This is a genomic window from Streptomyces sp. NPDC046727, assembly GCF_040645635.1.
GTDB lineage: Bacteria > Actinomycetota > Actinomycetes > Streptomycetales > Streptomycetaceae > Streptomyces.
In genome coordinates, this window is the sequence record NZ_JBEYYR010000012.1 from 39,766 (window position 1) to 64,615 (window position 24,850).

The window sequence follows — 24,850 nt, forward strand, 5'->3', positions numbered from 1 at the left end:
ATGTCGGACCCGGCTTGTAGGGTCTGATCATCACCGATCGGCAGGCGAACTGAGCGGGGTGAGGGTTATGGCAACCAAGGACACCGGCGGCGGTCAGCAGAAGGCCACACGCTCCACCGAGGAGGTCGAGGAGCAGGCGCAGGACGCGCAGGCTTCGGAAGACCTCAAGGAGCGGCACGAGAAGCTGAGCGATGACGTGGACTCCGTGCTGGACGAAATCGATGACGTACTCGAGGAGAACGCCGAGGATTTCGTGCGCTCCTTCGTGCAGAAAGGCGGGGAGTAAAGGCCCAATGGCGGTCTTGTCTTCGAATTGAAGGTCGCGGGGGAGTCGGGTGGCTGAGGAACCGAACGCGAAGGAGTGCAGGAAATGCGGGCGGGATCTGCCTCTCGCGGCCTTCGCACGGGACAGGAATCGGCGTGACGGCCTCCAGGTGCACTGCCGGGAGTGCGTGGCGGAGTACAGCGCCGCGCACTACCGGCGCCGCCGGGAGGCATTGGGGAAGCCGGTCCGGGAGAAGGTGGATGTCCCGGTCGGGCACAAGCTCTGTCGGGCATGCGGCCAGGTCAGGCCGCACAGCGAGTGGCACCGCAACGCGACCGCTTCCGACGGGCTGTCGACGCGCTGCAAGGCGTGCCGGGCCGCGCTCGGGCGAGAGGACCATCTGAGGCGCAAGTACGGCCTCACCCAAGCCGAGCGTGACGAGTTGATCGCCTCCCAAGGGGGCGTCTGCCGTATATGCCTGACCGCCGTGCCGGCGCATGTGGATCACTGCCGCAAGACGGGTAGGGTCCGAGGCGTACTGTGCTTCAGCTGCAACGCGGCGCTGGGGCAGTTCAAGGACCAGCCCGAGGCCATAAGGCGGGCTGCTGCTTACGTGGAAGGAAACTCGTGGAAGCCAACTCTCGTGGCACCGGGCGTCTACCAGCTGCCTTCCTGACGCCAGGATCCTCCTCCTTCATGGACTTCCTCTCCGAGCACCAGCCCGAGCTGCTGCCCGGCAACCGGCAGCTGCCGCCCACCCAGGGCGTGCTCGAGGCGCCGCACGGCACGACGATCGTCGCCGTGACCTTCCCGGGGGGCGTGGTGCTCGCCGGTGACCGCCGGGCCACGATGGGCAATGTCATCGCCCAGCGGGACATCGAGAAGGTCTTCCCGGCCGACGAGTACTCGGCCGTGGGTATCGCCGGCACCGCCGGTCTCGCCGTCGAGATGGTCAAGCTCTTCCAGCTGGAGCTGGAGCACTTCGAGAAGGTCGAGGGCGCCCAGCTGTCCCTGGAGGGCAAGGCGAACCGGTTGTCGACCATGATCCGTTCCAACCTCGGCATGGCCATGCAGGGCCTGGCCGTGGTTCCCCTCTTCGCGGGGTACGACGTGGATCGCGAGAAGGGGCGCATCTTCTCGTACGACGTCACGGGCGGCCGTTCCGAGGAGCACAACTTCGCGGCGACGGGTTCCGGCTCGATCTTCGCGCGTGGTGCGATGAAGAAGCTGTTCCGTGCCGATCTGACCGAGGAGCAGGCCACCACGCTCGTGGTGCAGGCCCTCTATGACGCGGCAGACGACGACTCGGCGACCGGTGGTCCCGATGTCGCCCGCCGGATCTACCCGATCATCACCGTGATCACCGAGGACGGCTTCCGCCGGCTCACCGAGGACGAGTCGTCGCAGCTGGCCCGCGCGGTGCTCCAGAAGCGCCTGGAGGAGCCCGACGGCCCCAAGGCCGCCCTGCTCTGAGCGCGGGCCCGGTTCTTATCAAGGTGATCCAGTGACCATGACAGAAAGGGACGGATAACCGGTGTCGACGCCGTTCTATGTCTCACCCCAGCAGGCCATGGCCGACCGGGCGGAGTACGCCCGCAAGGGCATCGCCCGTGGCCGCAGCCTGGTCGTGCTGCAGTACGCCGACGGCATCGTCTTCGTCGGCGAGAACCCGTCCCGCGCGCTGCACAAGTTCAGCGAGATCTACGACCGCATCGGCTTCGCGGCGGCCGGCAAGTACAACGAGTACGAGAATCTGCGCATCGGTGGTGTCCGGTACGCCGACCTGCGCGGCTACACGTACGACCGCGATGACGTCACGGCCCGCGGCCTCGCCAACGTCTACGCCCAGACGCTGGGCACGATCTTCTCCTCCGCGGCCGAGAAGCCGTACGAGGTGGAGCTGGTGGTGGCCGAGGTCGGGGAGACCCCCGAGGGCGACCAGATCTACCGGCTGCCGCACGACGGCTCCATCGTGGACGAGCACGGCTCGGTCGCGGTCGGCGGCAACGCGGAGCAGATCAGCAGCTTCCTGGACCAGCGTCACCGTGACGGCATGACGCTCGCGGAGGCGCTCAAGCTGGCCGTGCAGGCCCTGTCCCGGGACACCAACGGCAGCGAGCGGGAGATCCCCGCCGAGCGCCTGGAGGTCGCGGTACTGGACCGTACGCGTCCGCAGAAGCGCAAGTTCAAGCGCATCGTCGGCCGCCAGCTCGGCCGTCTGCTGTCGGCGGACGGCGCGAGCACGGAGGCGGAGAGCGCGGACGGTGCGGACGGCTCCGACGAGGAGTGATCCACCCCGCTCAGCGGTGCCCCGGCCGGTTCTCCGGTCGGGGCACCGGTCGTTCTAGGACGTGCTTGGCGGCGCCGTGGAGCCCCGTACGACCAGTTCGACGGGAATGTCCCCGCTCTCCGGCTCCCGGCCCTCCAGGACCGCCAGGAGGGCCCGCATGCCGCGCTCGCCGAACAGCTCGGCGTCCAGCCGTACCGTCGTCAGCTCGGGGTCGATCGCGGTGGCCAGGGCGAGGTCGTCGAGGCCGGTGACCGAGACGTCGTCCGGGACGCGCAGGCCGAGGCGGCGCAGCGCCTTGTAGGCACCGGCGGCGAGTTTGTCGTCGTCGCAGACCACCGCGGTCGGCCGGGGGCCGGGCGCGGTGAACGCGGCCTCGGTGGCGGCGCGTGCGCCCTCGATGGAGATCGGGGCCCGGGCCGTGCGGACCTGGGTGCCGGGGACGGCGGCCATGCGGGCCGCCAGTTCCCTCGCGCGTACCTCGAAGGTCCAGGACGGGACGTCCGCGGCCAGGTGCAGCACTCTGCGGTGGCCGAGGTCCAGCAGGTGTTCGGCGGCCTGGCGGACGCCGTCGGCGATGTCCAGGTTCACGGTGGCGGCGCCGAGGCTGCCGGCGGGGTCGCTGTCCAGCATGACCAGGGGCAGCTGGTCGCCGCGGATCGCGGTGAGGGCGTCGGCGGCCATGGAGGAGGCGATGACGCCGTCCAGGGCGGCCTGCGCCGAGGCGAACGGGTCGCGGGCGGGGCCGATGCCCTCGGGGGAGGGGTAGAGGACCACGCCGAAGCCGTGCGCGGCGGCCACGCGGGCGGCGCCGGTGTAGACGCCGGCGAAGAATTCCGTCGTCAGGGCGGGTACCACGAGCAGGACGGTGCGGGTGCGGCCGAGGCGGAGGTTGCGGGCGGCGAGGTTGGGGCGGTAGCCCAGCTCGCGCGCGGCTTCCCGGACGCGCTCGGCCGTGGCCGCCGAGACCCGGCCGCGCCATTTGTCGCCCAGGACGAGGGAGACGGCGGCCTGGGAGACGCCGGCTGCCAGGGCGACGTCCCGGCTGGTCGGGCGCGTGCTGCTGCGTGCCACCGTGGGACCGCTCCTTCACCTGGACGTTCGAACAGCGCACATGGTACGTATGGAGAGGGACGTTATACGTAACACTTCCGGTCGTCGAGGCGGCCGGGCAAGCCACGGAGGGCAGGACATGGCCACGGGATACCTGGAGATCCTGAAGGCGAGGCACGCGCTCCGGCTGCTCACGGGCACCCTGGTGGGGCGGCTTCCCAACGCCACCGCGGCCATCGCCCTGGTGCTCTTCGTCCGCGCCGAGGGCGGCACCTACAGCCTCGCCGGGGCCCTCGCGGCCGTGTACGGCGTCGCCAACGCGCTCGGCCAGCCCGTGCTGGGCCGGCTCGTGGACCTCTACGGGCAGCCGCGCGTGCAGCTGCCCGCGGCTGTCCTCGCGGCCCTCGCCATGTCCCTGTTCGCGCTCTCCGGCACCGATCCGCTGCCGCTCGCCTACGCGGCCGTCGCGGCGTCCGGCCTGTTCACCCCGCCCCTGGAGGGCGGCCTGCGTGCCCTGTGGCCGTCCGTGCTGCGCCGCGAGGAGCAGGTGCACACCGCGTACGCCATGGACGCGATCGCCCAGGAGGTCATGTTCACCGTCGGCCCGCTGCTGGTGACCCTGTGCGTGTCCCTGTGGGACGAGCGGGCCGCCCTGCTGGTGCTGAGCCTGCTGGGCGTGCTCGGCGCCCTCTCCGTGGTGCTCTCGCCGCCCTCGCGCGCGTGGCGCTCGGCTCCGCGCGAGGCCCACTGGCTGGGGGCCCTGCGCTCGCCCGGCCTGCTCGCCCTGCTCGCGGCCTTCCTGTTCATCGGCATCGCGCTGGGCTCCATCACGGTCGCCGCGGTGTCGTACGCCGACGGCCACGGCGGCGACGTGGTCTACGGCTGGCTGATGGCCGGGATCGGCCTGGGGGCGCTGGCCGGCGGCACCGTCTACGGCGCCCGTCAGTGGGCCGGCGCGCCCGAACGGCGACTGCGGGTCCTGGTGGCCCTTCTGGCGGTGTGTTACCTGCCGCTGACGCTGACGCCCGGCGCGGTCGCCATGGTGCTGCTCAGCGTGGTCTCGGGCGTGTTCCTGGCGCCCTGCATCGCCTGCGCGTTCATCATCGTCGACCGGCACGCGCCGAGCGGGACCGTCACCGAGGCGTTCTCCTGGCTTGTGACGACGTTCACCGTGGGTGCCTCGGTCGGAACGGGCCTGGCAGGCCCGGTGGTCCAGGCGGGTGGCAGCCTGTGGGGCTTCGCGCTGCCGAGCGCGGCCGGGGCCGTGTCGCTGCTGGTCCTGCTCGCCACCGGACGGGTCCTCGCAGCTCCCGCGCGGGGCGGGGTCGTTGCGGCTTCATCGGAAAATGATCCAAATCGTGCTGTCGAACCCCGTTTCAGCTCGGGGGATCGGGCGTAATGTTCCCTCATGGACCGCCGCATTTTCGGGCTGGAGAACGAGTACGGCGTCACGTGCACGTTCAGGGGACAGCGGCGCCTGTCTCCTGACGAGGTGGCGCGGTACCTCTTCCGCCGTGTCGTGTCATGGGGCCGCAGCAGCAATGTCTTTCTGCGAAACGGCGCCCGGCTCTATCTCGACGTGGGCTCACATCCGGAATACGCGACACCCGAATGTGACAACGTGACCGAACTGGTCACCCACGACAAGGCCGGCGAGCGCATTCTCGAAGGACTCCTGGTGGACGCGGAACGACGCCTGCACGAGGAGGGAATCGCAGGCGACGTCTACCTCTTCAAGAACAACACCGACTCGGCGGGCAACTCCTACGGTTGCCACGAGAACTACCTGGTGGCGCGGCACGGGGAGTTCTCCCGGCTCGCGGACATCCTCATCCCCTTCCTGGTCACCCGGCAGCTGCTGTGCGGCGCCGGCAAGGTGCTGCAGACCCCGCGCGGTGCCGTCTACTGCGTCAGCCAGCGCGCGGAGCACATCTGGGAGGGCGTCTCCTCGGCGACGACCCGCTCCCGTCCCATCATCAACACGCGCGACGAACCCCACGCGGACGCCGAGCGCTACCGCCGGCTGCATGTCATCGTCGGCGACTCGAACATGTCCGAGACGACGATGCTGCTCAAGGTCGGCGCCACCGACCTGGTGCTGCGCATGATCGAGGCCGGCACGGTGATGCGCGACCTCACCCTGGAGAACCCGATCCGGGCGATCCGCGAGGTCAGCCATGACATCACCGGCCGGCGCAAGGTGCGGCTGGCCAGCGGCCGGGAGGCCTCCGCGCTGGAGGTGCAGCGCGAGTACTTCGACAAGGCCCTGGACTTCTGTGACCGCCGGGGCATCCGCACCGGCACGGTCGCGCAGGTCCTGGACCTGTGGGGCCGCACTCTCGACGCGATCGAGAACGAGGAACTGGACCGCATCGAGACCGAGATCGACTGGGTCATGAAGTACAAGCTCATCGAGCGGTACCGGGCCAAGCACAACATGACGATGTCGCACCCGCGGGTCGCCCAGATAGACCTCGCCTACCACGACATCCACCGCCGTCGTGGCCTGTACTACCTGCTGGAGAGGAAGGGCCAAGCCGCCCGGATCTGCAACGACTTGAAGATCTTCGAGGGGAAGTCGGTTCCGCCGCAGACCACTCGGGCCCGGCTGCGCGGCGACTTCATCCGGCGGGCACAGGAACAGCGCAGGGACTTCACGGTCGACTGGGTGCACCTCAAGCTCAACGACCAGGCGCAGCGCACCGTCCTGTGCAAGGACCCGTTCCGTTCGGTGGACGACCGGGTGGAGAAGCTGATCGCCGGAATGTAGCGAAAGGCGGGTGAGTCAAGCGTTGCGGCAGGGAAATGCCGGAACGCCACACGGGCGCCGTACGTTTCCCGTACGGCGCCCTGCTCGAGTCGTAGAGTTGCGCGCACGCCATCCACAAGATCGACCGATTACGAGGCTCTTCCGTGCGCCGACGCTCACTCCTCCTCGCCGCCGTACCCGCAGGACTGGTCACGCTCGCCGGATGCGGTGACGACAAGTCCGACTCCAGCAAGAGCGCCTCGCCGTCGCCCTCGGCGTCCTCCTCGCCGCCGCCCAAGATCGTGGACGGGCCGCTGCCGGCGATCACGGCGGGCACGAAGTTCGGCGAGAAGCCGACCATCGCCAAGGGGTCGGGCGAGCCGTCCAAGAACCTCACGGTGAAGACGGTGATCGCGGGCAGTGGCCGGACGGTCGCGGAGAACGACTTCATCCGGGCCGACTACCTCGGCCAGATCTGGGACACGGGCAAGGTCTTCGACAACTCCTTCGACCGCAAGCGCCCGCTGGTCATGCAGCTCGCCCAGGGCAGCATCATCGACGGCTGGCGGTACGCCCTGCAGGGCAAGAAGACCGGCAGCCGCATCGAGATCGCCGTGCCGCCCGCCCTGGGCTACGGCACGGGGGGCAACGAGCAGGCGGGCATCCGGGGCACCGACACCCTGGTGTTCGTCATCGACCTGATCGAGTCGTTCAACTCGAAGAGCTCCGCCAAGGGCACGCCGGTGCCGCAGACCGACGCCGCCCTGCCGAAGGTGGGCACCAACACCGACGGCCAGGTGCCCAAGGTCACGGTTCCCAAGACGGACCCGCCGAAGAAGCTCGTGTCGGAGTACGTGCTGGAGGGCGACGGCGCCGAGCTGAAGGCCGACCAGACGGTCCTGTGCCAGTTCCAGGGCCTGGTGTGGGACAGCGGCAAAACCTTCCAGCGGACGTACGGCTCCGGCCGGCTCAGCCAGTTCTCGCTGGAGCAGATGCAGCAGGCGGTCAAGGGTCTCGCCCAGGGCCTGACCGGCAAGAAGGTGGGCAGCAGGGTCCTGATCGTCGTCCCGCCGGAGCTGGGCTACGGCGACAACCCGCCGAGCGGCGGGGCCGTCAAGAAGGGCGACACCCTCGTCTTCACCGTGGACATCCTCGCGGCGATGTAGCCGGGGGCGCCCGCCGGGGCGTGCGGGTGCCGAAGATGAAAGACTGTCCATGTTTCGTGTCGTACACAAGCAGGAGCTTTTGACGTGAGCATCGAGAAGCCCGAGATCGACTTCCCGGAGGGCAACCCCCCGGCCGACCTTGAGATCAAGGACATCTGGGAGGGCGACGGGCCGGTCGCGCAGGCGGGCCAGACCGTCACCGTGCACTACGTGGGCGTCTCCTTCAGCACCGGCGAGGAGTTCGACGCCAGCTGGAACCGCGGCACTCCGTTCCGCTTCCCGCTGGGCGGCGGCCGGGTCATCGCGGGCTGGGACCGGGGCGTGCAGGGCATGAAGGTCGGTGGCCGCCGCCAGCTGACCATCCCCCCGCACCTCGCCTACGGCGACCAGAGCCCGACCCCGGCGATCAAGCCCGGCGAGACCCTCATCTTCGTGGTGGACCTCGTCGCCGTCTGATCCACGGCCCGGGTCCGACCGGATCCGATCACCTGGGGCCCATGCCTGCTCGGGCATGGGCCCTCGGCTTTTGTGACCGCGCCGTGGAGCGGTACGGTCATCGGTCGGAAGCACCATAGGGAAGGCGAAGGGCGTCGATGGCCATTGCCAAGGCCGAGCGGCTGATGAACCTCGCGCTGTGTCTGCTCGGCGCACGCCGGCCGCTCAGCAAGCGCGAGCTGCGCGATTCCATTGAGGCCTACGTCGAGGCGGCCAGGCCGGAAGGCGGTGCGGCGGGGAGCGACGACTCCTTCAACCGCATGTTCGAGCGGGACAAGGACGACCTGCGCGAGCTGGGCCTGGTCATCGACACCGTGGAGAATCTCGACGGCGAGGTCGGCTACCTGGCCCGCCGCGACAGCAACCGCCTGCCCCCCATCACCCTGGACGCCGAGGAGGCCGCCGCCCTCGGCCTGGCCGCCAAGGTCTGGCAGCAGGCCCGCCTGGCCGGGGCCGCCAGCGGAGCCCTGCAGAAGCTGCGCGCCGCGGGCCTGCCCGAGGACGTCGACCCGTACGAGGCGCACGGCGCGCTGGAGCCCCGCATCCCGGTGCACGAGGCGGCCTTCGAACCGCTGATGCTGGCCTGCCGCGACCGCCGCCCGGTCCTTTTCGAATACCGCAAGGCATCCGCCGCCCGTCCCGAGCCGCGGCACGTCGAGCCCTGGGCGCTGGAGTGCTGGCGCGGCCACTGGTACCTGGCCGGCTACGACCGCGACCGGGGCGCCGAGCGCGTCTTCCGGCTCTCCCGGATCACCGGCAGGGTCCGCTCCCGGGGTACGGGCTTCACCGCGCCCGTGCCGGACGTCGTCACCGTGCGGGAGACCGTCGCGGGCTGGGCCGGCGAGATAGCCGACCGCTCGGCGCTGATCCGGCTGCGTTCCGGCGCCGGTTACCCCCTTCGGGCGAAGGCCACCGCGGTCCGGGAACTCGGTGACGGCTGGGACGAGTTGGAGATTCCGTACGGGCACGGCCTGGACGCCTGGCTGGTCGAGTTCGGGCCGGACGTGGTGGTCCTGGAGCCGGCCGAGCTGCGGGCCGACGTGGTGGACCGGCTGCGCGCCGTGGCCAAGGGCTGAGGGGGAGCAGGACTGTGGCAGGCAAACCGGCCAGGACCGTCAACGCCATCGACCAGACCCGGCGGATGCTCTCCCTGGTGACCTATCTCCGGGAGCGCCCCGGCGCCCGGATCGCCGATGTCGCGCGCGCCTTCGGCATCACCGAGGACGAGCTGGTCGCCGACCTCGATCTGCTGCCCATGTGCGGCACCAGCTTCCGCGGCGGTGACCTGCTGGACATCGACACCGACGGCGAGCGCATCTGGTGGCACAACCCGGCCGCGCTCGGCGAGGAGGCGGCCGAACCGCTCCGGCTCGCCGCCGACGAGGCCACCGCCCTGCTGGTCGCCGCCCGTGCGGTGTCGACCCTGCCCGGTCTCCGGGAGGGCGACCGCCAGGCCCTGCTGCGGGCCACCGCCAAGGTGGAGGCCGCGGCCGGCGAGGCCGCCGGCGCGAGCTCCCGCCTGTCGGTGACCTTCGAGTCCGAGGGCGGCGTCTTCGCCGACGTCGACCGGGCGATCTCCGAGCGCCGCCGGCTGTGGATCCGGTACTACTCCCCGGCCCGCGACGAGGTCACCGAGCGCGAGATCGACCCCATCCGGCTGGTCAGCGTCGGCCACACCTATGTGGAGGCCTGGTGCCGCCGCTCCGAGGCCCGGCGCACCTTCCGGCTCGACCGGGTCGCCGAGATCAGGATTCTCGACGCGCCGGCGGCCCCGCCGGAGATAGAGCTGCGCGACCTCTCCGAGGGCCTGGTACAGCCGGCCGCCGAGGACCCGGAGGTCGTGGTCGAGGTCGGCCCCGGCGGTCGCTGGGTCGCCGAGTACTACCCGCACGACAGCGCCGATGAGCTTTCCGACGGCGGGCTGCGTATCACTCTGCGCACCCCTGATCCGGCCTCCCTGCGCCGGCTCGCGCTGCGGCTCGGCCGCGACGGCCGGATCGTCTCGCCGCCGGAGCTGGCCGAGAGCGCCCGCCGGGCCGCCCGCGAGGCCCTGGCGGCGTACGACACCACGCCGGGCGCCGCCGCCGGCCGGGACGAGCGCCCCGCGTGAGCCGAGGCCGTGGCGGCCCCGAAGGCGGACGCCCGGCTGCGACCAGAGGAAGAGGAGCGAGAGCTGTGAGCGAGTCTCCGGAGTCCGGTGCGGGTGAGATGACGGTGGCGGCCGCCTTCGCCGGGATGAGAAGAGTGGTCCCCGTGGTGTTCAAGGCCGGCTGCCCGGACTGCCGGGGCCGCTTCGAACTCGCCGCGAGCGCGCTGCGCCTCGCCATCGGCGCCAGCAGCCGGACGACGTTCTACTCCTTCACCTGCCCCGACTGCGGTGTCTCGGTCCGCAAGCCCGCGGGGGAGCGGATCATCGAACTGCTCACCGGCGGCGGGGTCAGAACCCTGCGGCTGCACTCCACGGTGTAGCCCCGCACTCCGTGACCGCGGGCCGCGGTGCGCCCGGCTGCGGGCCGCGACGGCGGACGGTCTAGTCTCGACGTCATGTTCTGGCCGATGTTCGCGGTAGCCATGGGTTTCCTGGGTCTCGCCGTCCTGGGGGTGCTCGCCGTCCGGGTGTTCCTGGAGGCGCGGCGCCTCGGGCAGCAGGTGGCGGACTCCGCCCGCCGTATCAACCGGGCCGCCGAGGACCTGGAGCGGGCGACCGTGAGCGCGGCCCGCGCTGTGGAGACGCTGTGAGCAGCGCCGTGAGGTGCCGGTGAGTCCGGTGGTGCGAGCGCTTTGCGTCACTTCGCCCTGTCACCTTGCCCGTGCGGCCAGGTACGCTGCTGGTCGCGGCCCGGGAACGAGGCGCGGTCCGCAGAGCAGGAGTACGTCCGGGGGTTGGTCCGCGTTCACCCCCAGGCGTTACGATCGCAGCCAGCATGACGTTCGGACGAGTGTCCGACCTGTCGGACATGCCCGCCTCGGTGAGAAGGTGAAGATTTATGTTCCGCAACGGACTTGAGCCGTGGCACCTGCTGATCCTCGTGGTAGTGATCCTCCTCGTGTTCGGCTCCAAGAAGTTGCCGGACATGGCGCGCTCGCTCGGCAAGTCCGCCCGCATCCTGAAGAGCGAGGCGAAGGCGATGAAGGAGGACGGCAAGCAGTCTGCCGACACCGCCCAGTCCGCCGAGGAGCCCACTCCCGCTCAGCGTACGATCCAGGCCGCGCCCGGCGACGTGACCAGCTCCCGTCCGGTCAACGAGCCGACGGACACGACCCAGCGCTGACGCGAGGACCGGGGTCATCCGGTCCGCTGCACGAGATGAGGATGTGGGTTGCTCAAGTCTGCCCGCAAAAAGGAGAGGGATCCCGAGGGGCGGATGCCGCTCGCGGATCACTTGCGTGAGCTGCGCAACCGGCTCGCGAAGGGTGTCCTGGCGATCCTCGCCGTCACGATCGTCGCGGCCTTCTTCTACAGGGACATCATCGATGTCATCACGCAGCCGATGCTCGACGAGATCGGCTGCCACCAGTCCTTCGGCGAGCTGGCCCAGGCCAAGAACGTCCACTGCGCGCACATCACCGTCAGCGGTCTGCTGGCGCCGTTCACCCTGGCCCTGAAGGTCGCCCTGATGGCCGGTGTCGTGCTGGCGTCGCCGGTCTGGCTCTACCAGCTGTGGGCGTTCGTCGCGCCGGGCCTGCACCGCAACGAGAAGAAGTACGCCTACGCCTTCGTCGGTTTCGGCTTCCCCCTCTTCCTCGGCGGCGGCTACCTCGCGTTCAACGTGCTGCCCACGACGGCGCGGGTGATGATCGACCTCACGCCGTCCGGTGCCGAGAACCTGCTGCCGCTGGACGACCTGCTGGACCTGGTCACCCGCATGATCGTCGTCTTCGGCCTCGCCTTCGAGATGCCGTTGCTGCTGGTGATGCTCAACCTCACCGGCGTCCTGTCCGGGCGGCGCATGCTGGGCTGGTGGCGTGGCATGGTCATCGGCATCACCGTGTTCGCGGCCGTGGCCACGCCCAGCCCGGACCCGATGACGATGCTGGCGCTGGCGGCACCGATCTGGGCGCTCTACTTCGTCGCCGTGGCCATCGCGCTGCTCAACGACCGGCGCCGAGCCCGCCGCGAGGCCGCGGGCCCCGCCGACGACGAGGCATCCGAGCTGGACCTCACGCCCGAGGACATCGGCGACGTCGAGCCCGTCCCGGCCGCCCGCGCGCTGCCCGAGCAGACACGTACCGACCGGGTCAACGGCTACGACGACGTGACCTGAGCCTTCACCGAGCCACCGCGCGATGCCCCCGCCCTGCGAGGACGGGGGCATCGTCGTTCACGGGCCCCTGCCAGGCCGTTTCCGCCGGTCCGTCCGCTGTCGCCGGCCTGCGATCCGGATAATGATCGTCCTGTTGTCAGTGGGGCCCGGTACGCTCGAAAGCACGATGACAGAGGACCTCTCACCGGCCGAGCGGTACGCGGCAGCCCGCAGGCGGGCAGCCGAGCAGGCCACCGCGCTCGCCTCCTTCCGCGAGATGTACGACTTCGGCCTCGACCCCTTCCAGATCGAGGCCTGCCAGGCGCTCGAAGCGGGGAAGGGCGTGCTGGTGGCCGCCCCCACCGGCTCGGGCAAGACGATCGTGGGCGAGTTCGCCGTCCACCTCGCCCTCCAGCAGGGCAAGAAGTGCTTCTACACGACCCCCATCAAGGCACTGTCGAACCAGAAGTACGCCGACCTGTGCCGCCGCTACGGCACGGCGAAGGTCGGCCTGCTCACCGGCGACAACAGCGTGAACTCCGACGCCCCGGTGGTCGTGATGACCACCGAGGTGCTGCGGAACATGCTGTACGCGGGCTCGCAGACCCTGCTGGGCCTCGGCCACGTGGTCATGGACGAGGTGCACTACCTCTCCGACCGCTTCCGCGGTGCCGTCTGGGAGGAGGTGATCATCCACCTGCCCGAGTCGGTGACCCTGGTCTCGCTCTCCGCCACCGTGTCCAACGCGGAGGAGTTCGGTGACTGGCTGGACACCGTCCGCGGCGACACCGAGGTGATCGTCTCCGAGCACCGGCCCGTGCCGCTGTTCCAGCACGTGCTCGCCGGGCGCCGGATGTACGACCTGTTCGAGGAGGGCGAGGGTCACAAGAAGGCCGTCAACCCCGACCTGGCCCGCCTGGCCCGCATGGAGGCCACCCGGCCGTCGTACCAGGACCGCAGGCGCGGCCGGTCGATGCGCGAGGCCGACCGGGAGCGCGAGCGCAGACAGCGCTCGCGCGTGTGGACGCCGGGCCGCCCCGAGGTCATCGAGCGTCTCGACGCCGAGGGCCTGCTCCCGGCCATCACCTTCATCTTCAGCCGCGCCGCCTGTGAGGCCGCCGTCCAGCAGTGTCTGTACGCCGGTCTCCGGCTCAACGACGAGGAGGCTCGGGAGCAGGTCCGCGCCCTGGTCGAGGAGCGCACGGCCTCCATCCCGACGGAGGACCTGCACGTCCTCGGCTACTACGAATGGCTGGAGGGCCTGGAGCGCGGCATCGCCGCCCACCACGCCGGCATGCTGCCGACCTTCAAGGAGGTCGTCGAGGAACTCTTCGTGCGCGGCCTGGTCAAGGCCGTGTTCGCCACCGAGACCCTCGCGCTCGGCATCAACATGCCCGCCCGCTCGGTGGTGCTGGAGAAGCTCGTCAAGTGGAACGGCGAGCAGCATGCCGACATCACGCCCGGCGAGTACACCCAGCTGACCGGCCGGGCCGGCCGCCGGGGCATCGACGTCGAGGGCCACGCCGTGGTGCTGTGGCAGCGCGGTATGAGCCCCGAGCACCTCGCCGGTCTCGCGGGCACGCGCACGTACCCGCTGCGCTCCAGCTTCAAGCCGTCGTACAACATGGCGGTCAACCTGGTCGAGCAGTTCGGCCGGCATCGCTCGCGCGAGCTGCTGGAGACCTCCTTCGCGCAGTTCCAGGCCGACAAGTCGGTCGTCGGGATCTCCCGTCAGGTGCAGCGCAACGAGGAGGGGCTGGCCGGCTACAAGGCCTCCATGACCTGTCACCTCGGCGACTTCGACGAGTACGCGCGGCTGCGCCGCGAGCTGAAGGACCGGGAGACCGAGCTGGCCCGGCAGGGCGCGAACCAGCGGCGGGCCGAGGCCGCCGTCGCCCTGGAGAAGCTGAAGCCGGGCGACGTCATCCATGTCCCCACGGGCAAGTACGCGGGCCTGGCCCTGGTCCTGGACCCGGGCCTGCCCGCGGCCCGCTCCAACGGCCACCGCGGCTTCGACCACCATGACGGGCCGCGCCCGCTGGTGCTGACCGCCGAGCGGCAGGTCAAGCGGCTGGCGTCGATGGACTTCCCGGTGCCGGTCGAGCCGCTGGACCGGATGCGGATCCCGAAGTCGTTCAACCCGCGCTCGCCGCAGTCCCGCCGGGACCTCGCCTCCGCGCTGCGCAGCAAGGCCGGGCACATCCCGCCGGAGCGGGCGCGCAAGAAGCGGTCCCAGGCCGCCGACGACCGCGAGATCGCGCGGCTGCGGACGGCGATCCGGGCACACCCCTGCCACGGCTGCGACGACCGCGAGGACCACGCCCGTTGGGCCGAGCGCTACCACCGGCTGCTGCGCGACACCTCGCAGCTGGAGCGGCGCATCGAGGGCCGTACGAACACGATCGCGCGCACCTTCGACCGGATCGTGGCCCTGCTGACAGAGCTGGACTACCTCCGCGCTGACGAGGTCACCGAGCACGGCAAGCGGCTCGCGCGGCTCTACGGCGAACTGGACCTGCTGGCCAGCGAGTGCCTGCGCGAGGGGGTCTGGGAGGGGCTCGCCCCCGCGGAACTCGCCGCCTGCGTCTCGGCGTTGGTGTACGAGGCGCGGGTCAGCGACGACGCGATGGCGCCGAAGCTTCCCTCCGGCAAGGCCAAGGCCGCCCTCGGTGAGATGGTCCGGATCTGGGGCCGCCTCGACGGTCTGGAGGAGGAGTTCCGGATCAACCAGACCGAGGGCGTCGGCCAGCGGGAGCCGGATCTCGGCTTCGCCTGGGCCGCGTACATGTGGGCGTCCGGCAAGGGCCTCGACGAGGTGCTGCGCGAGGCGGAGATGCCGGCCGGTGACTTCGTGCGCTGGTGCAAGCAGGTCATCGATGTGCTCGGGCAGATCTCCGCGGCGGCTCCCGGTGAGGGCTCGACCGTGGCGAAGGCCGCGCGCAAGGCCGTCGACCAGTTGCTGCGGGGGGTTGTCGCCTACTCGTCGGTGGGCTGACGCGCCGGCACCGGCGGTGTCGTGAGGCGAACGGCCGCTGTGGGCGCCGAGGTGTGGCCTCGGCGCCCTTTTCACTCTTCACGGTGAGTGACTTTCGCATGCCCGCATGCCATTACTGCATGTGTTCGAACGGAAGCCCAGCGTGTAAAAGAAGCTGAGCGTACTCCGGTTGCCGGGGCGATTTCAGGTGCTTGCCGAATATGACACGGCGATGATCCGGTCGGACTAAGCTCGCCCGCGGCGCACCGAGTTGAGGTAATTCGTGCGCCTGTTCCCAAACATGAGATAGATCCCGATCCTTCATGAACCTTCCCCCCGCAAGCTCCCCTGACACCCAGCCGATTCGTCTCAGAAGGCATCCATGGTGAGTGTTCGAAAGCCCCCCCGTGGCCGTGAACGTCCCTATGCGCGAGTGCTGTTGCCGCCGGCCATAGTGATGGCCGCCGCGGCCGGGGCCGCCGTGGCCCTGGTACCGCCCACGGCCCGGCTCGCCGTGGGCGTGTGCGGGGCGGTGGCCGTACTGCTGGTCCTGGCCACGGCCGGGGAGGCGGCCCGGCGCGGTCGCCGGCTCCGCGAGGCGCAGGCCGAACACGCCCGTCACATCGCGCAGTTGGAACAGCGGATCGCCGCGCACGGCGAGCTGATGGAGGTCTTCGCCAAGGACGTCCTGCCCACCGGCTTCCTCCGGCTGCGCCGCGGCGAGGCGCTCCGGGACGTCATCCGCAACGTCTACGACGTGGATCCCGCACTGCGCGGCCTGCCCGACGGCTACCGCGAACTGGTGCGGGTCGGGCTGAGCGGCGCCGACCGCGAGATCTCGATGCGCGACGCCACCGAGCGCTCCTTCGTGAGCGTCGCGCGCCGCGTCCAGGCCATCGTCCACCAACAGGCCAAGGAACTCCGCGAGATGGAGGAGGACCACGGCCGCAACCCCGAGGTCTTCGACGACCTGCTCCGGCTCGACCACGGCACCTCGCTGATCGGCCGGCTCGCCGACACCATCTCCGTCCTCGGCGGCGGCCGGCCGGGCCGGCAGTGGCCCCTGCCCGTCTCCCTCTACAGCGTGCTGCGCGGCGCCATGTCCCGGATCCTGGAGTACCGCCGCATCAACCTCGCCTCCATCGTCAACATCAACATCAAGGGCACCTCGGTCGAGCCGATCATCCACGCCGCCGCCGAGCTGCTCGACAACGCCACCCGCTACTCGCCGCCGACGACCAAGGTGCATGTCACGGCCACCGAGGTGCAGGCCGGCATCGTCATCGAGATAGAGGACGCGGGCGTCAGCCTCAGCGAGGAGTCCCGCCGTCGTATCGAGCAGGCGATCGACGACGCCAGGAACCTGGACGACGCGCACAACCTCGGCGAGAACCCGCGCCTCGGCCTCGCCGTCGTCGGCCGGCTCTGCAAGCAGTTCGACATGGAGGTCTCGCTGCGCTCCTCCGCCTACGGCGGTGTCCGCGCGATCCTCATCGTGCCGCGCGTGATGACGACCACCGAGCCCGGTGTCGGCGCCGCGCACGGCATCGGCGCCACCGGTATCCCGAAGCCCGAACTCGGTGCCGTGGAGGGCCCCAAGCGCCCGCCCAAGAAGCGCCGCCCCACCAGCCCCAAGATCCCGGCCGGCATCTCCATGGAGGACGACGTCCCGGAGGTCACCGAGTGGACCGCGGGCGGTCTGCCGCAGCGCCGCAGCCGGGTGAAGACCCCGCTCAGCCAGCGGATCCGCGAACAGGCCGAGATCGAGCGCGCCGAGCGTGAGGGCAGGCCCACCATCTGGTCCCGGACCAGGCCCGAACCGGAACCCGAGCCCGAGATCGACCCCGAGCGCAAGAAGCTCATGGACCGCCCGCCGGGCCTGGGGATCGAGGAGTTCTGGAACGGCCTGCGCAAGGGCATGCCCGAGGACGCCACCGGGCCCGAGCTGACCGACTTCACGCTCCACCCGACCAAGTACCTGCACCTGCTCAACGATTCGGGCGACCCCGCAGAGGGCGGCGCCCCCGAGGCCGAAGAAGACGAGAGGGACCTCAAGTGATCCAGCAGCGAGGCAACCTGGACTGGATGCTCAAGCAGCTGAACGACGGTGTGCCGGGCATCGAGATGATCGTGGTTCTCTCCGCCGACGGACTGCGTATCGCCCGCTACGGCGGCGACCCCGACGCGGCCGACCGGGTGGCCGCCGCCTGCGCGGGCGTACAGAGCCTGGCCGGCGCCATCATCCAGGAGATCCCCGGCGCGGGTGACATGAAGGTCGTCGTCTTCGAGATCGAGGGCGGCTACTTCTACCTCATGAACGCCGGCGACAACGCCTTCCTCGCGGTCCTCGCCGACGTCACCTGTGAACCGGGCCGGATGAGCGGCATGATGCGCGACCTCGTCGTCCGGATCGGGGAACATCTCACCAGTCCGCCCCGGCGGAACGGGCAGACCGTATGACCCCTCCACGACGCAAACGGCGCCGGCCGCAGCCGGTGGCGCTCCCGCCCCCGCCCCTGCCGTCGCAGTCCCCGCAACCGGCGGACGGCGAGGAGAAGCCCCGGAACCCCGAACGGCTGTACACCATCGCGGGATCCGACGGCGCCCGCGCCGAACTCGACCTGGTGACCTTAATCGTGGCGCGCTCCGCACCACGGCCGACGGCCTCGCCCGAGGAGGCGTCAGTGCTCCGGCTCTGCCTCGCCCCGCTGTCCGTGGCCGAGCTGTCGGCCTACCTCCAGCTGCCGTTCAGCGCGATGACCGTACTGATCACCGAGCTGATCGAAGCCGAGCTGGTCCAGGCGCGCGCCCCGATCGTCCGCCAGGCGGTTCCCGACCGTTCACTCCTCGAAGCGGTGATGCATGGACTTCAAAAGCTCTGACACGATCCCCGGCCCACGCACCGAGGACCATCTGCCGCACACGGCCCAGGCCGCGGTGAAGATCGTGATCGTGGGCGGGTTCGGTGTCGGCAAGACCACCATGGTCGGCTCCGTCAGCGAGATCAGGCCGCTGACCACCGAGGAGACCATGACCCAGGCCGGCATCGGCGTGGACGACAACTACGGCTCCGAGTCCAAGACGGCCACCACCGTGGCCATGGACTTCGGCCGCATCAGCATCACCGACAGGCTGGTGCTCTACCTCTTCGGCACCCCCGGCCAGGAGCGCTTCTGGTTCCTGTGGAACGGCCTGTTCGAAGGCGCGCTCGGCGCGGTCGTACTGGTCGACACCCGGCGTCTGGAAGTCAGCTTCGACGTCATGGGGCGGCTGGAGGAGCGCGGCGTGCCCTTCGTCGTCGCCGTCAACTCCTTCCCGGACGCGCCCCGTTACCCGATCGAGGAACTGCGCACCGCGCTGGACCTGGCCCCGGACATCCCGATCATGGAGTGCGATGTGCGCCGCCGGGCCTCCAGCAAGGACGTGCTGATGACCCTCACGCGTTTCCTGCACTCCCTCGCGCTCTCCGGCGCCCTCACCTGAGTCCCCACCATCCGTTCCGGAGCGACACCGTGACGTCAGAATCCCCCTCCCTCCCCGGCACAGACCCCACGTCCGGCCCGCCGCCGGGCTGCCCGGCGCACGGCCTCGGCGCCGGGGGAGCGCAGCGGCTGTACGGCCCCGACGCCGAGGACCTCGACAGCCTCTACGAGCGCCTGCGCGAACAGCACGGCCCCATCGCCCCCGTGCTGCTCCACGACGACGTACCGATGTGGGTGGTGCTCGGCCACGCCGAGAACCTGCAGCTGGTACGCAGCCCCTCGCAGTACACCCGGGACAGCCGGCTCTGGACCCCGCTGCGGGAGGGCATGGTCAAGCCCGACCACCCGCTCATGCCGCACATCGCCTGGCAGCCCATCTGCTCGCACGCCGAGGGCGACGAGCACGAGCGGCTGCGCGACGCGGTCACCGCGGCCATGGCCACCATCGACCAGCGCAGCGTGCGCCGGCACATCGGCCGCCACACCCAGGGCCTGGTCAACGGCTTCTGCGAGCGGGGCCGGGCCGACCTGGTCTCCCAGTTCGCCGAGCATCTGCCGATGGCCGTGATGTGCGAGGTCCTCGGCATGCCCGAGGAGTACAACGACCGGATGGTGCAGGCCGCTCGGGACGCCCTCAAGGGCACCGAGACCGCCATCCAGAGCCATGCCTACGTCATGGACGCGCTCAGCCGGCTCACCACCCGGCGGCGGGACCGGCCCGACGACGACTTCACCAGTCATCTCATCACCCACCCGGCCGGACTCACCGACGACGAGGTCCGCGAACACCTGCGGCTCGTCCTCTTCGCGGCCTACGAGGCCACCGCGAACCTCCTCGCCAACGCGCTGCGCATGGTCCTCACCGAGCCGGGCTTCCGCGCCCAGCTCAACGGCGGGCAGATGACCGTGCCGGAGGCGATCGAGCAGTCCCTGTGGGACGAGCCGCCGTTCAGCACGGTCTTCGGCTACTTCGCCAAGCAGGACACCGAGCTGGCCGGCCGGCGCATCGCCAAGGGCGACGGACTGCTCTTCGCGCCCGCCCCGGGCAACGTCGACCCGCGGGTGCGGCCCGACCTGTCCGCGAGCATGCAGGGCAACCGCTCCCATCTCGCGTTCGGCGGCGGCCCGCACGAGTGCCCCGGCCAGGACATCGGCCGTGCCATCGCGGACGTCGGCGTCGACGCGCTGCTGACCCGGCTGTCCGACATCCAGCTGGACTGCGCCGAGGAGGATCTGCGCTGGCGGTCCTCCATCGCCTCCCGGCACCTGGTGTCCCTGCCGGTGCGGTTCGAACCGAAGCCGCAGCAGGACGTCGGCCTGCCGCCGCGGGCCATGCCCGTCCCGGCGCAGCGGTCCAACTGGCAGGTCGGCACCCTGAGCAGCGATCCGGCCCCGGCGCCCGAACCGCAGCCGGTGCCGGCCCGCTCGGCGCCCCTCCCGCAGGCCGTCCCACCGGCTCTGCCCGACCCGGAACCGACCCGGCCCCGGGGCCTGTGGCGCCGGCTGACGCGCTGGTGGCGAGGCGACTGACCCACCCGCCACTGGTGGTTCAGCCGTCCCCGGGGACGTCCGTCATGCCGTCGGCCCAGTCGGCGTAGGACGTCCAGGACCCCAGTCGGCGCCCGCTGACGAGCTTGTGCCGCGTGCCGGTGACCGGATCGGTGAACTCCAGGTGCCGTGCGAGCAGTTGCAGCGGGCGCCGGAAGTCACCGGCCGGCACCGGGTCGGTCACCTCGGGGTACAGCGGATCGCCGAGGATGGGCACGCCCAGCGCGGTCAGATGCACGCGCAGCTGGTGGGTCTGCCCGGTCGCCGGCGTGAGCCGGTAGCGGCCCAGCCCGGCCCGGTGCTCGATCAGCTCCACGCGGGTCTCGGCGTTCGGCTCGCCCTCCACCTCCCGGGCGGCCGGCACGCCACGCTCCTTCACGATCCGGCTGCGTACGGTCCGGGGCAGGGCGAGCGAGGGGTCGTACGGCGCGATCGCCTCGTACTCCTTGCGTACCCGCCGGTCCCGGAACAGCGTCTGGTACGCGCCGCGCTCCTCGGGCCGCACCGTGAACAGCACCAGCCCGGCGGTGAGCCGGTCCAGGCGGTGGGCCGCCGTGAGCGTCGGGATGCCCAGCTCGCTCCGGAGACGGGCCAGCGCGGTCTGCGCGACATGCGTGCCGCGCGGGGTCGTGGCCAGGAAGTGCGGCTTGTCGGCCACCACGATGTGCTCGTCCCGGTACACCACCTCCACCGGGAACGGCACCGGCACCTCGGCGGGCAGCTCGCGGTGGAACCAGACGAACATCCCCGCCCGGTACGGCGCGTCGGGCGCCACGGGCCGCCCGTCGGCGCCGACCACCAGCCCGTCGGCGAACATCGACTCGACCGTCCCGGGCCCGGCCCCCGTGAGCCGCTCCACCAGATGCTCCCGCACGGTGGCCCACGCCCCGCCGAGGGGCAGCCGTACCCGTACGGGGTCGACCCCGTGGCGCTGGGGGAGCGGGGCGGGCGGGGGCGGCGTACGGCGTCTCATCGGGGTCCAGGGTACGGGGGTGCGGGCACCCGGTGGTGGCCGAAAACGGGTGGGCGGCCGGGCGTGCGCTCGGCAGGATGTGGATCATGCCGTATCTCACCAGCCCGGTCCTGACCCCCGGCAGCCTCGCCCGTGTCCCCCAGCCCTCTCTCCCCGCCGGTGACGCCCTGCTCCTGCGCCCTTGGCGGGCCGGGGACGCGCCCGCGCTGCACGCCGCGTTCCAGGACCCGGTGATGCACCAGTGGCACATCAGGTCCTCCGACTCCGTCGAGGAGGCCGCCGGCTGGATAGCCGGGTGGCAGAAGGGGTGGGAGGGCGAGCGCGAGGCCCAGTGGGCCGTCGTGGACGACGCCACCGACGAGCTGCTGGGCCGGGTCGCGCTGCGCCAGATCCTGCTCGGGGACGGCGTCGCGGAGGTCGCCTACTGGACGGTGGCGCGGGCGCGGGGGCGGGGAGTCGCCGTGCGCGCCACGACGGCTCTGGCCGACTGGGCCTTGGAGGAGATCGGCTTCCACCGCCTGGAACTCACGCACTCCACCGCCAACGAAGCGTCCTGCCGGGTCGCCGCCAAGGCCGGCTTCGCCCTGGAGGGCACCAAGCGCAGCGCCCTCCTCCACCCGGACGGCTGGCACGACATGCACCTGCACGCGCGCGTACACACCGACTGAGCCGGCCGCCCGGCACCTACGAGAACGGCGCCGCCCTTGCCTGCCGGCGGCTGCCGTTGCTGTGCCGCCCTCGGCTTGTCCGGGCCGCCGCCGGGCCGCCCCCGGCCCGCTCAGGCCGCTGCCACTGCCGTGCCGCCCTGAGCCTGTTCGGGCCGTTGCCGCTGCTGTTGCCGTGGCGCCCTCGGTCTGTGCGGGCTGCTGCCGTTGCCGTGGCGCTCTCGGCCTGCCCGGGCCGCTGCCGGGCCGCCCGCCGCCGCGCCGTTGGACTGCTCAGGCCCCTGCCGCCGCGCCGGCCCCGGTCCGTTCAGGCCGCTGCCGTTGCTGTGCCGCCCTGAGCCAGTTCGGGCCGTTGCCGTGCTGCTGTGCCGCCTCTGCCCGCTCGGCCTGCTGGCGCCGTCGTGCTGCCCTTGGCCTGCTCGGGCCATTGCCGACGCCATGCCGCCCTCGGTCCGCTCAGGCCGCTGCTGCCGCTGCCTCTGCCCAGTCGCTCTGAGCTTCTTCGGGCTGTTGCCGCGCTGCCTCTGCCTGCCCGGGCCGCTGCCGCGCCGTTCCCCTCTCGGCCTGCCGCCGCGGCCTGCCGCCCCCGGCCGGCTCGGGCCGCCGTGCGCTGGCCCGCTCAGGCCCCTGCCGCCGCCGCGCCGAACCCGTTTCGGGCTGTTGCTGCGCTGCTGTGCCGCCCTCGGCCTGCCGCCGCCGCCGTGCCGCTGGCCTGCTCAGGCCGCTGCCGCCGCCGCGCCGCCCCCGGTCCGCTCGGGCCGCTGCCACTGCCGTGCCGGCCTGAGCTTGTTTCGGGCTGTTGCCGCGCTGCCGTGGCGCCTCTGGCCCGTTCGGGCGCCGCCGCTGTTGTGCCGCCCTCGGCCTGCCGCCGTCGTCGTCCCGCGCCCGGCCTGCTCAGGCCCCCGCCCGTCGCGCCGCCGCTGGTCCGCTCAGGCCCCTACGTCCCCGGCCGCTGCCGCCGCCGCGCCGGCCCGGGTCCGCTCAGGCCGCTGCCGCCGACGTGTTGCCCTCCTGTTCGGCCTCGATGCGGGCGTTCCAGTCGCGCTTGGCGGCCTGCCAGCCGTCCTCGTTGTGGCCGAGGCGCCAGTAGCCGGAGATCGACAGGTCCTCGCGGGGGATCTGCCGTTCGACCCGCAGCAGTCGGCGCAGCTCCTTCACGAAGCCCGCCTCGCCGTGCACGAACGCGTGCAGTCGGCCCTCGGGGAACTCCAGCCCGCGCACGGCCTCCAGCAGCGCCTCGCCGACCGGCCGGTCCCCGCGGTGCAGCCAGGTGACCCGCACCTCGGTGTCGATCTTCTGCTCCTCCTCGGGGCCGGACACCTCGACGAAGGCGTGCGCGGTGGCGCCGGCGGGCAGCGTCTCCAGGGCGCGGGCGATCGCGGGCAGCGCGCTCTCGTCACCGGCGAGCAGATGCCAGTCCGCCTCCGGGTCGGGCGCGTACGCGCCGCCGGGGCCCATGAAGCGGACCGTTTCGCCGGGCTGGGCCCGGACGGCCCACGGCCCGGCCAGGCCCTCGTCGCCGTGGACGACGAAGTCCAGGGTCAGCTCCTGCTGTGCCGGGTCCCAGGCGCGCACGGTGTACGTCCGGGTCACCGGCCACTGCTCGCGCGGGAACTCGGCGCGGATCCGCTCGATGTCGAAGGGCTCCGGGTAGGTGACACCGTCGGCGCCGAACAGCAGCTTCACGTAGTGGTCGGTGCAGCTGTCCGCGGAGAATCCGGCCAGGCCCTCGCCGCCGAGCACCACGCGCTGCATATGCGGAGACAGCCGTTCGGTGCGCACCACCTGGGCGGTATAGGGCTTGCGCGGCTTTCGTCCCGGACGCTCTGCCATCACGGCCTCCTGCGGGGGTTGGTTAGGTTTACCTAAGTTAGCATCCCACTCCGTGTCAACACCGCTTCCCCGAGCCGTCGATGAGACTCTTTTGCCGGAACATTCCCCTCAAGGTCACTCCGCGAGCGTGGTCAGCAGCCGCTCCAGGGAACCGCCGAGACCCCAGCGGCGCGCCAGCTCCTCCAGTCCCGCCGGATCGCGCGGGGCGTGCGGCAGGCCGGTGTCGACATCCGGCAGCGGCACGTCACCGGCCACCCGCACCACCTTCGGCGCGACCGCGACATACGGCCGGGCCTCGGTGAGCCGCTTGCGCTGCGACGGCGTGAGCTTCGCCCCCGGGTCGTCGACCGCCGCCATGATCCCGGCCAGGTCGCCGAACTCGGCGAGCAGCTTGGCGGCCGTCTTCTCGCCGATGCCGGCCACGCCCGGCAGGCCGTCGCTCGGGTCGCCGCGCAGCAGCGCCAGATCCGCGTACCCCCGCCCGTCGACGCCATACTTCTCGCGCAGCACCGCCTCGTCCGTCAGCTGCAGCGTGCCGACGCCCTTCAGTGGATACAGCACGCGGATCCCGCGCCCGTCGTCCACCAGCTGGTACAGGTCGCGGTCGCCGGTGACGATGTCCACCGGGCCCTTCGCATGCGCGGTGAACGTGCCGATCACGTCGTCCGCCTCGTACCCCGCGACCCCGACGCGCGCGATGCCGATCGCGTCCAGCACGTCCTCGATCACCGGCACCTGCGGTGCGAGGGTGTCCGGCACCTCCTCCTCGTCCGGCGCGCCCTCGTGCTCCTCGGCGACCCGGTGGGCCTTGTAGGTGGGGATGAGGTCCACCCGCCACTGCGGGCGCCAGTCGGCGTCCATGCAGGCCACGAGCCGGTCCGGCCGGTGGTCCCGGACCAGCCGGTCGATGAAGTCCAGCAGCCCGCGAACCGCGTTGACGGGCGTGCCGTCCGGCGCCTTCACGGAGTCCGGGACGCCGAAGTAGGCGCGGAAGTACAGCGAAGCGGTGTCGAGGAGCATCAGTCGTCCGGTCACGTTCGCATCATGCCGTACGGCACCGACAGCGCCCCTCCGCCCCGGAACGCGTTGCGTGCTGCGCATCGCCGTGAGTCCGGC

General features: G+C 71.4%; 25 protein-coding genes. 21 read left to right on the forward strand and 4 right to left on the reverse strand.

Annotated features, from left to right (window positions below; all coding sequences use genetic code 11):
* The first annotated feature begins 67 nt into the window (after positions 1–67).
* The 4 genes from ABZ937_RS17090 (at position 68) to prcA (ending at position 2,555) form a co-directional block, all read left to right on the forward strand.
* Entirely contained in the window at positions 68–286 is a 219-nt protein-coding gene (locus ABZ937_RS17090) for a ubiquitin-like protein Pup (protein WP_020939002.1), read from the forward strand.
* A gap of 49 nt (positions 287–335) precedes the next feature.
* Entirely contained in the window at positions 336–941 is a 606-nt protein-coding gene (locus ABZ937_RS17095) for an endonuclease VII domain-containing protein (RefSeq protein WP_361692417.1), read from the forward strand.
* On the forward strand, positions 893–1,738 hold the full coding sequence (gene prcB, locus ABZ937_RS17100; RefSeq protein WP_361692420.1) for a proteasome subunit beta: 846 nt from the start codon (positions 893–895) through the stop codon (positions 1,736–1,738). The genes ABZ937_RS17095 and prcB overlap by 49 nt, the downstream gene beginning before the upstream one ends.
* A gap of 61 nt (positions 1,739–1,799) precedes the next feature.
* A complete protein-coding gene (gene prcA / locus ABZ937_RS17105; RefSeq protein ID WP_361692422.1) occupies positions 1,800–2,555 on the forward strand; it encodes a proteasome subunit alpha in 756 nt (251 codons plus the stop codon).
* A 54-nt stretch (positions 2,556–2,609) separates the two neighbouring features.
* Here the strand turns inward: prcA and ABZ937_RS17110 are convergent, their stop codons facing one another.
* A complete protein-coding gene (locus ABZ937_RS17110) occupies positions 2,610–3,626 on the reverse strand; it encodes a LacI family DNA-binding transcriptional regulator (RefSeq protein ID WP_361692425.1) in 1,017 nt (338 codons plus the stop codon).
* A 118-nt stretch (positions 3,627–3,744) separates the two neighbouring features.
* On the opposite strand from ABZ937_RS17110, the gene ABZ937_RS17115 reads away from it, so the two are divergent.
* The 16 genes from ABZ937_RS17115 (at position 3,745) to ABZ937_RS17190 (ending at position 20,245) form a co-directional block, all read left to right on the forward strand.
* Positions 3,745–5,004 (forward strand): MFS transporter, encoded by a 1,260-nt coding sequence (locus tag ABZ937_RS17115; protein ID WP_361692428.1) that lies wholly within the window; start codon positions 3,745–3,747, stop codon positions 5,002–5,004.
* A 9-nt stretch (positions 5,005–5,013) separates the two neighbouring features.
* Positions 5,014–6,375 (forward strand): Pup--protein ligase, encoded by a 1,362-nt coding sequence (gene pafA, locus ABZ937_RS17120; protein ID WP_361692431.1) that lies wholly within the window; start codon positions 5,014–5,016, stop codon positions 6,373–6,375.
* 143 nt (positions 6,376–6,518) lie between these two features.
* Positions 6,519–7,520, forward strand: a complete 1,002-nt coding sequence (locus ABZ937_RS17125; protein WP_361692434.1) for an FKBP-type peptidyl-prolyl cis-trans isomerase — start codon at positions 6,519–6,521, stop codon at positions 7,518–7,520.
* Between the two features lie 84 nt (positions 7,521–7,604).
* Positions 7,605–7,976 (forward strand): FKBP-type peptidyl-prolyl cis-trans isomerase, encoded by a 372-nt coding sequence (locus tag ABZ937_RS17130; protein ID WP_361692437.1) that lies wholly within the window; start codon positions 7,605–7,607, stop codon positions 7,974–7,976.
* Between the two features lie 137 nt (positions 7,977–8,113).
* A complete protein-coding gene (locus tag ABZ937_RS17135; protein ID WP_361692440.1) occupies positions 8,114–9,091 on the forward strand; it encodes a WYL domain-containing protein in 978 nt (325 codons plus the stop codon).
* 14 nt (positions 9,092–9,105) lie between these two features.
* Positions 9,106–10,125, forward strand: a complete 1,020-nt coding sequence (locus ABZ937_RS17140) for a WYL domain-containing protein (RefSeq protein WP_361692443.1) — start codon at positions 9,106–9,108, stop codon at positions 10,123–10,125.
* 98 nt (positions 10,126–10,223) lie between these two features.
* On the forward strand, positions 10,224–10,484 hold the full coding sequence (locus ABZ937_RS17145) for a hypothetical protein (RefSeq protein WP_361692877.1): 261 nt from the start codon (positions 10,224–10,226) through the stop codon (positions 10,482–10,484).
* Between the two features lie 75 nt (positions 10,485–10,559).
* Positions 10,560–10,754: a hypothetical protein gene (locus tag ABZ937_RS17150; protein ID WP_361692446.1), complete on the forward strand. Its 195-nt coding sequence runs from the start codon at positions 10,560–10,562 to the stop codon at positions 10,752–10,754.
* A 248-nt stretch (positions 10,755–11,002) separates the two neighbouring features.
* Positions 11,003–11,287 carry a Sec-independent protein translocase subunit TatA gene (gene tatA, locus ABZ937_RS17155; protein ID WP_361692449.1) on the forward strand — a complete coding sequence of 95 codons (285 nt, stop codon included), beginning with the start codon at positions 11,003–11,005 and terminating at the stop codon, positions 11,285–11,287.
* Between the two features lie 48 nt (positions 11,288–11,335).
* Positions 11,336–12,280 (forward strand): twin-arginine translocase subunit TatC, encoded by a 945-nt coding sequence (gene tatC, locus ABZ937_RS17160; protein ID WP_361692452.1) that lies wholly within the window; start codon positions 11,336–11,338, stop codon positions 12,278–12,280.
* A 121-nt stretch (positions 12,281–12,401) separates the two neighbouring features.
* Positions 12,402–15,254, forward strand: coding sequence for a DEAD/DEAH box helicase (locus ABZ937_RS17165; RefSeq protein ID WP_361692455.1), 2,853 nt, complete (start codon positions 12,402–12,404; stop codon positions 15,252–15,254).
* A gap of 361 nt (positions 15,255–15,615) precedes the next feature.
* Positions 15,616–17,292 carry an ATP-binding protein gene (locus ABZ937_RS17170; protein ID WP_361692458.1) on the forward strand — a complete coding sequence of 559 codons (1,677 nt, stop codon included), beginning with the start codon at positions 15,616–15,618 and terminating at the stop codon, positions 17,290–17,292.
* Positions 17,289–17,693, forward strand: coding sequence for a roadblock/LC7 domain-containing protein (locus ABZ937_RS17175; RefSeq protein WP_361692461.1), 405 nt, complete (start codon positions 17,289–17,291; stop codon positions 17,691–17,693). The genes ABZ937_RS17170 and ABZ937_RS17175 overlap by 4 nt, the downstream gene beginning before the upstream one ends.
* Complete coding sequence (locus ABZ937_RS17180) at positions 17,690–18,115, forward strand: DUF742 domain-containing protein (RefSeq protein ID WP_361692464.1); 426 nt, start codon at positions 17,690–17,692, stop codon at positions 18,113–18,115. Before ABZ937_RS17175 ends, ABZ937_RS17180 begins: the two co-directional genes overlap by 4 nt.
* A complete protein-coding gene (locus tag ABZ937_RS17185) occupies positions 18,096–18,716 on the forward strand; it encodes an ATP/GTP-binding protein (protein WP_361692467.1) in 621 nt (206 codons plus the stop codon). The genes ABZ937_RS17180 and ABZ937_RS17185 overlap by 20 nt, the downstream gene beginning before the upstream one ends.
* Before the next feature lie 29 nt (positions 18,717–18,745).
* The gene (locus ABZ937_RS17190) at positions 18,746–20,245 is read left to right on the forward strand and encodes a cytochrome P450 (protein ID WP_361692470.1); all 1,500 of its coding nucleotides are present in this window, start codon (positions 18,746–18,748) and stop codon (positions 20,243–20,245) included.
* Between the two features lie 19 nt (positions 20,246–20,264).
* On the opposite strand, the gene ABZ937_RS17195 is transcribed toward ABZ937_RS17190, so the two are convergent.
* On the reverse strand, positions 20,265–21,236 hold the full coding sequence (locus ABZ937_RS17195; RefSeq protein ID WP_361692473.1) for an RluA family pseudouridine synthase: 972 nt from the start codon (positions 21,234–21,236) through the stop codon (positions 20,265–20,267).
* 86 nt (positions 21,237–21,322) lie between these two features.
* Between ABZ937_RS17195 and ABZ937_RS17200 the strand changes: the two genes are divergently transcribed.
* The gene (locus ABZ937_RS17200; RefSeq protein ID WP_361692476.1) at positions 21,323–21,904 is read left to right on the forward strand and encodes a GNAT family N-acetyltransferase; all 582 of its coding nucleotides are present in this window, start codon (positions 21,323–21,325) and stop codon (positions 21,902–21,904) included.
* Between the two features lie 978 nt (positions 21,905–22,882).
* Here the strand turns inward: ABZ937_RS17200 and ABZ937_RS17205 are convergent.
* Together ABZ937_RS17205 and ABZ937_RS17210 are read right to left on the reverse strand one after the other, a co-directional pair.
* The gene (locus ABZ937_RS17205; RefSeq protein ID WP_361692479.1) at positions 22,883–23,734 is read right to left on the reverse strand and encodes a siderophore-interacting protein; all 852 of its coding nucleotides are present in this window, start codon (positions 23,732–23,734) and stop codon (positions 22,883–22,885) included.
* A 114-nt stretch (positions 23,735–23,848) separates the two neighbouring features.
* Positions 23,849–24,769 carry a 5'-3' exonuclease gene (locus ABZ937_RS17210; protein WP_361692482.1) on the reverse strand — a complete coding sequence of 307 codons (921 nt, stop codon included), beginning with the start codon at positions 24,767–24,769 and terminating at the stop codon, positions 23,849–23,851.
* Positions 24,770–24,850: the final 81 nt, after the last annotated feature.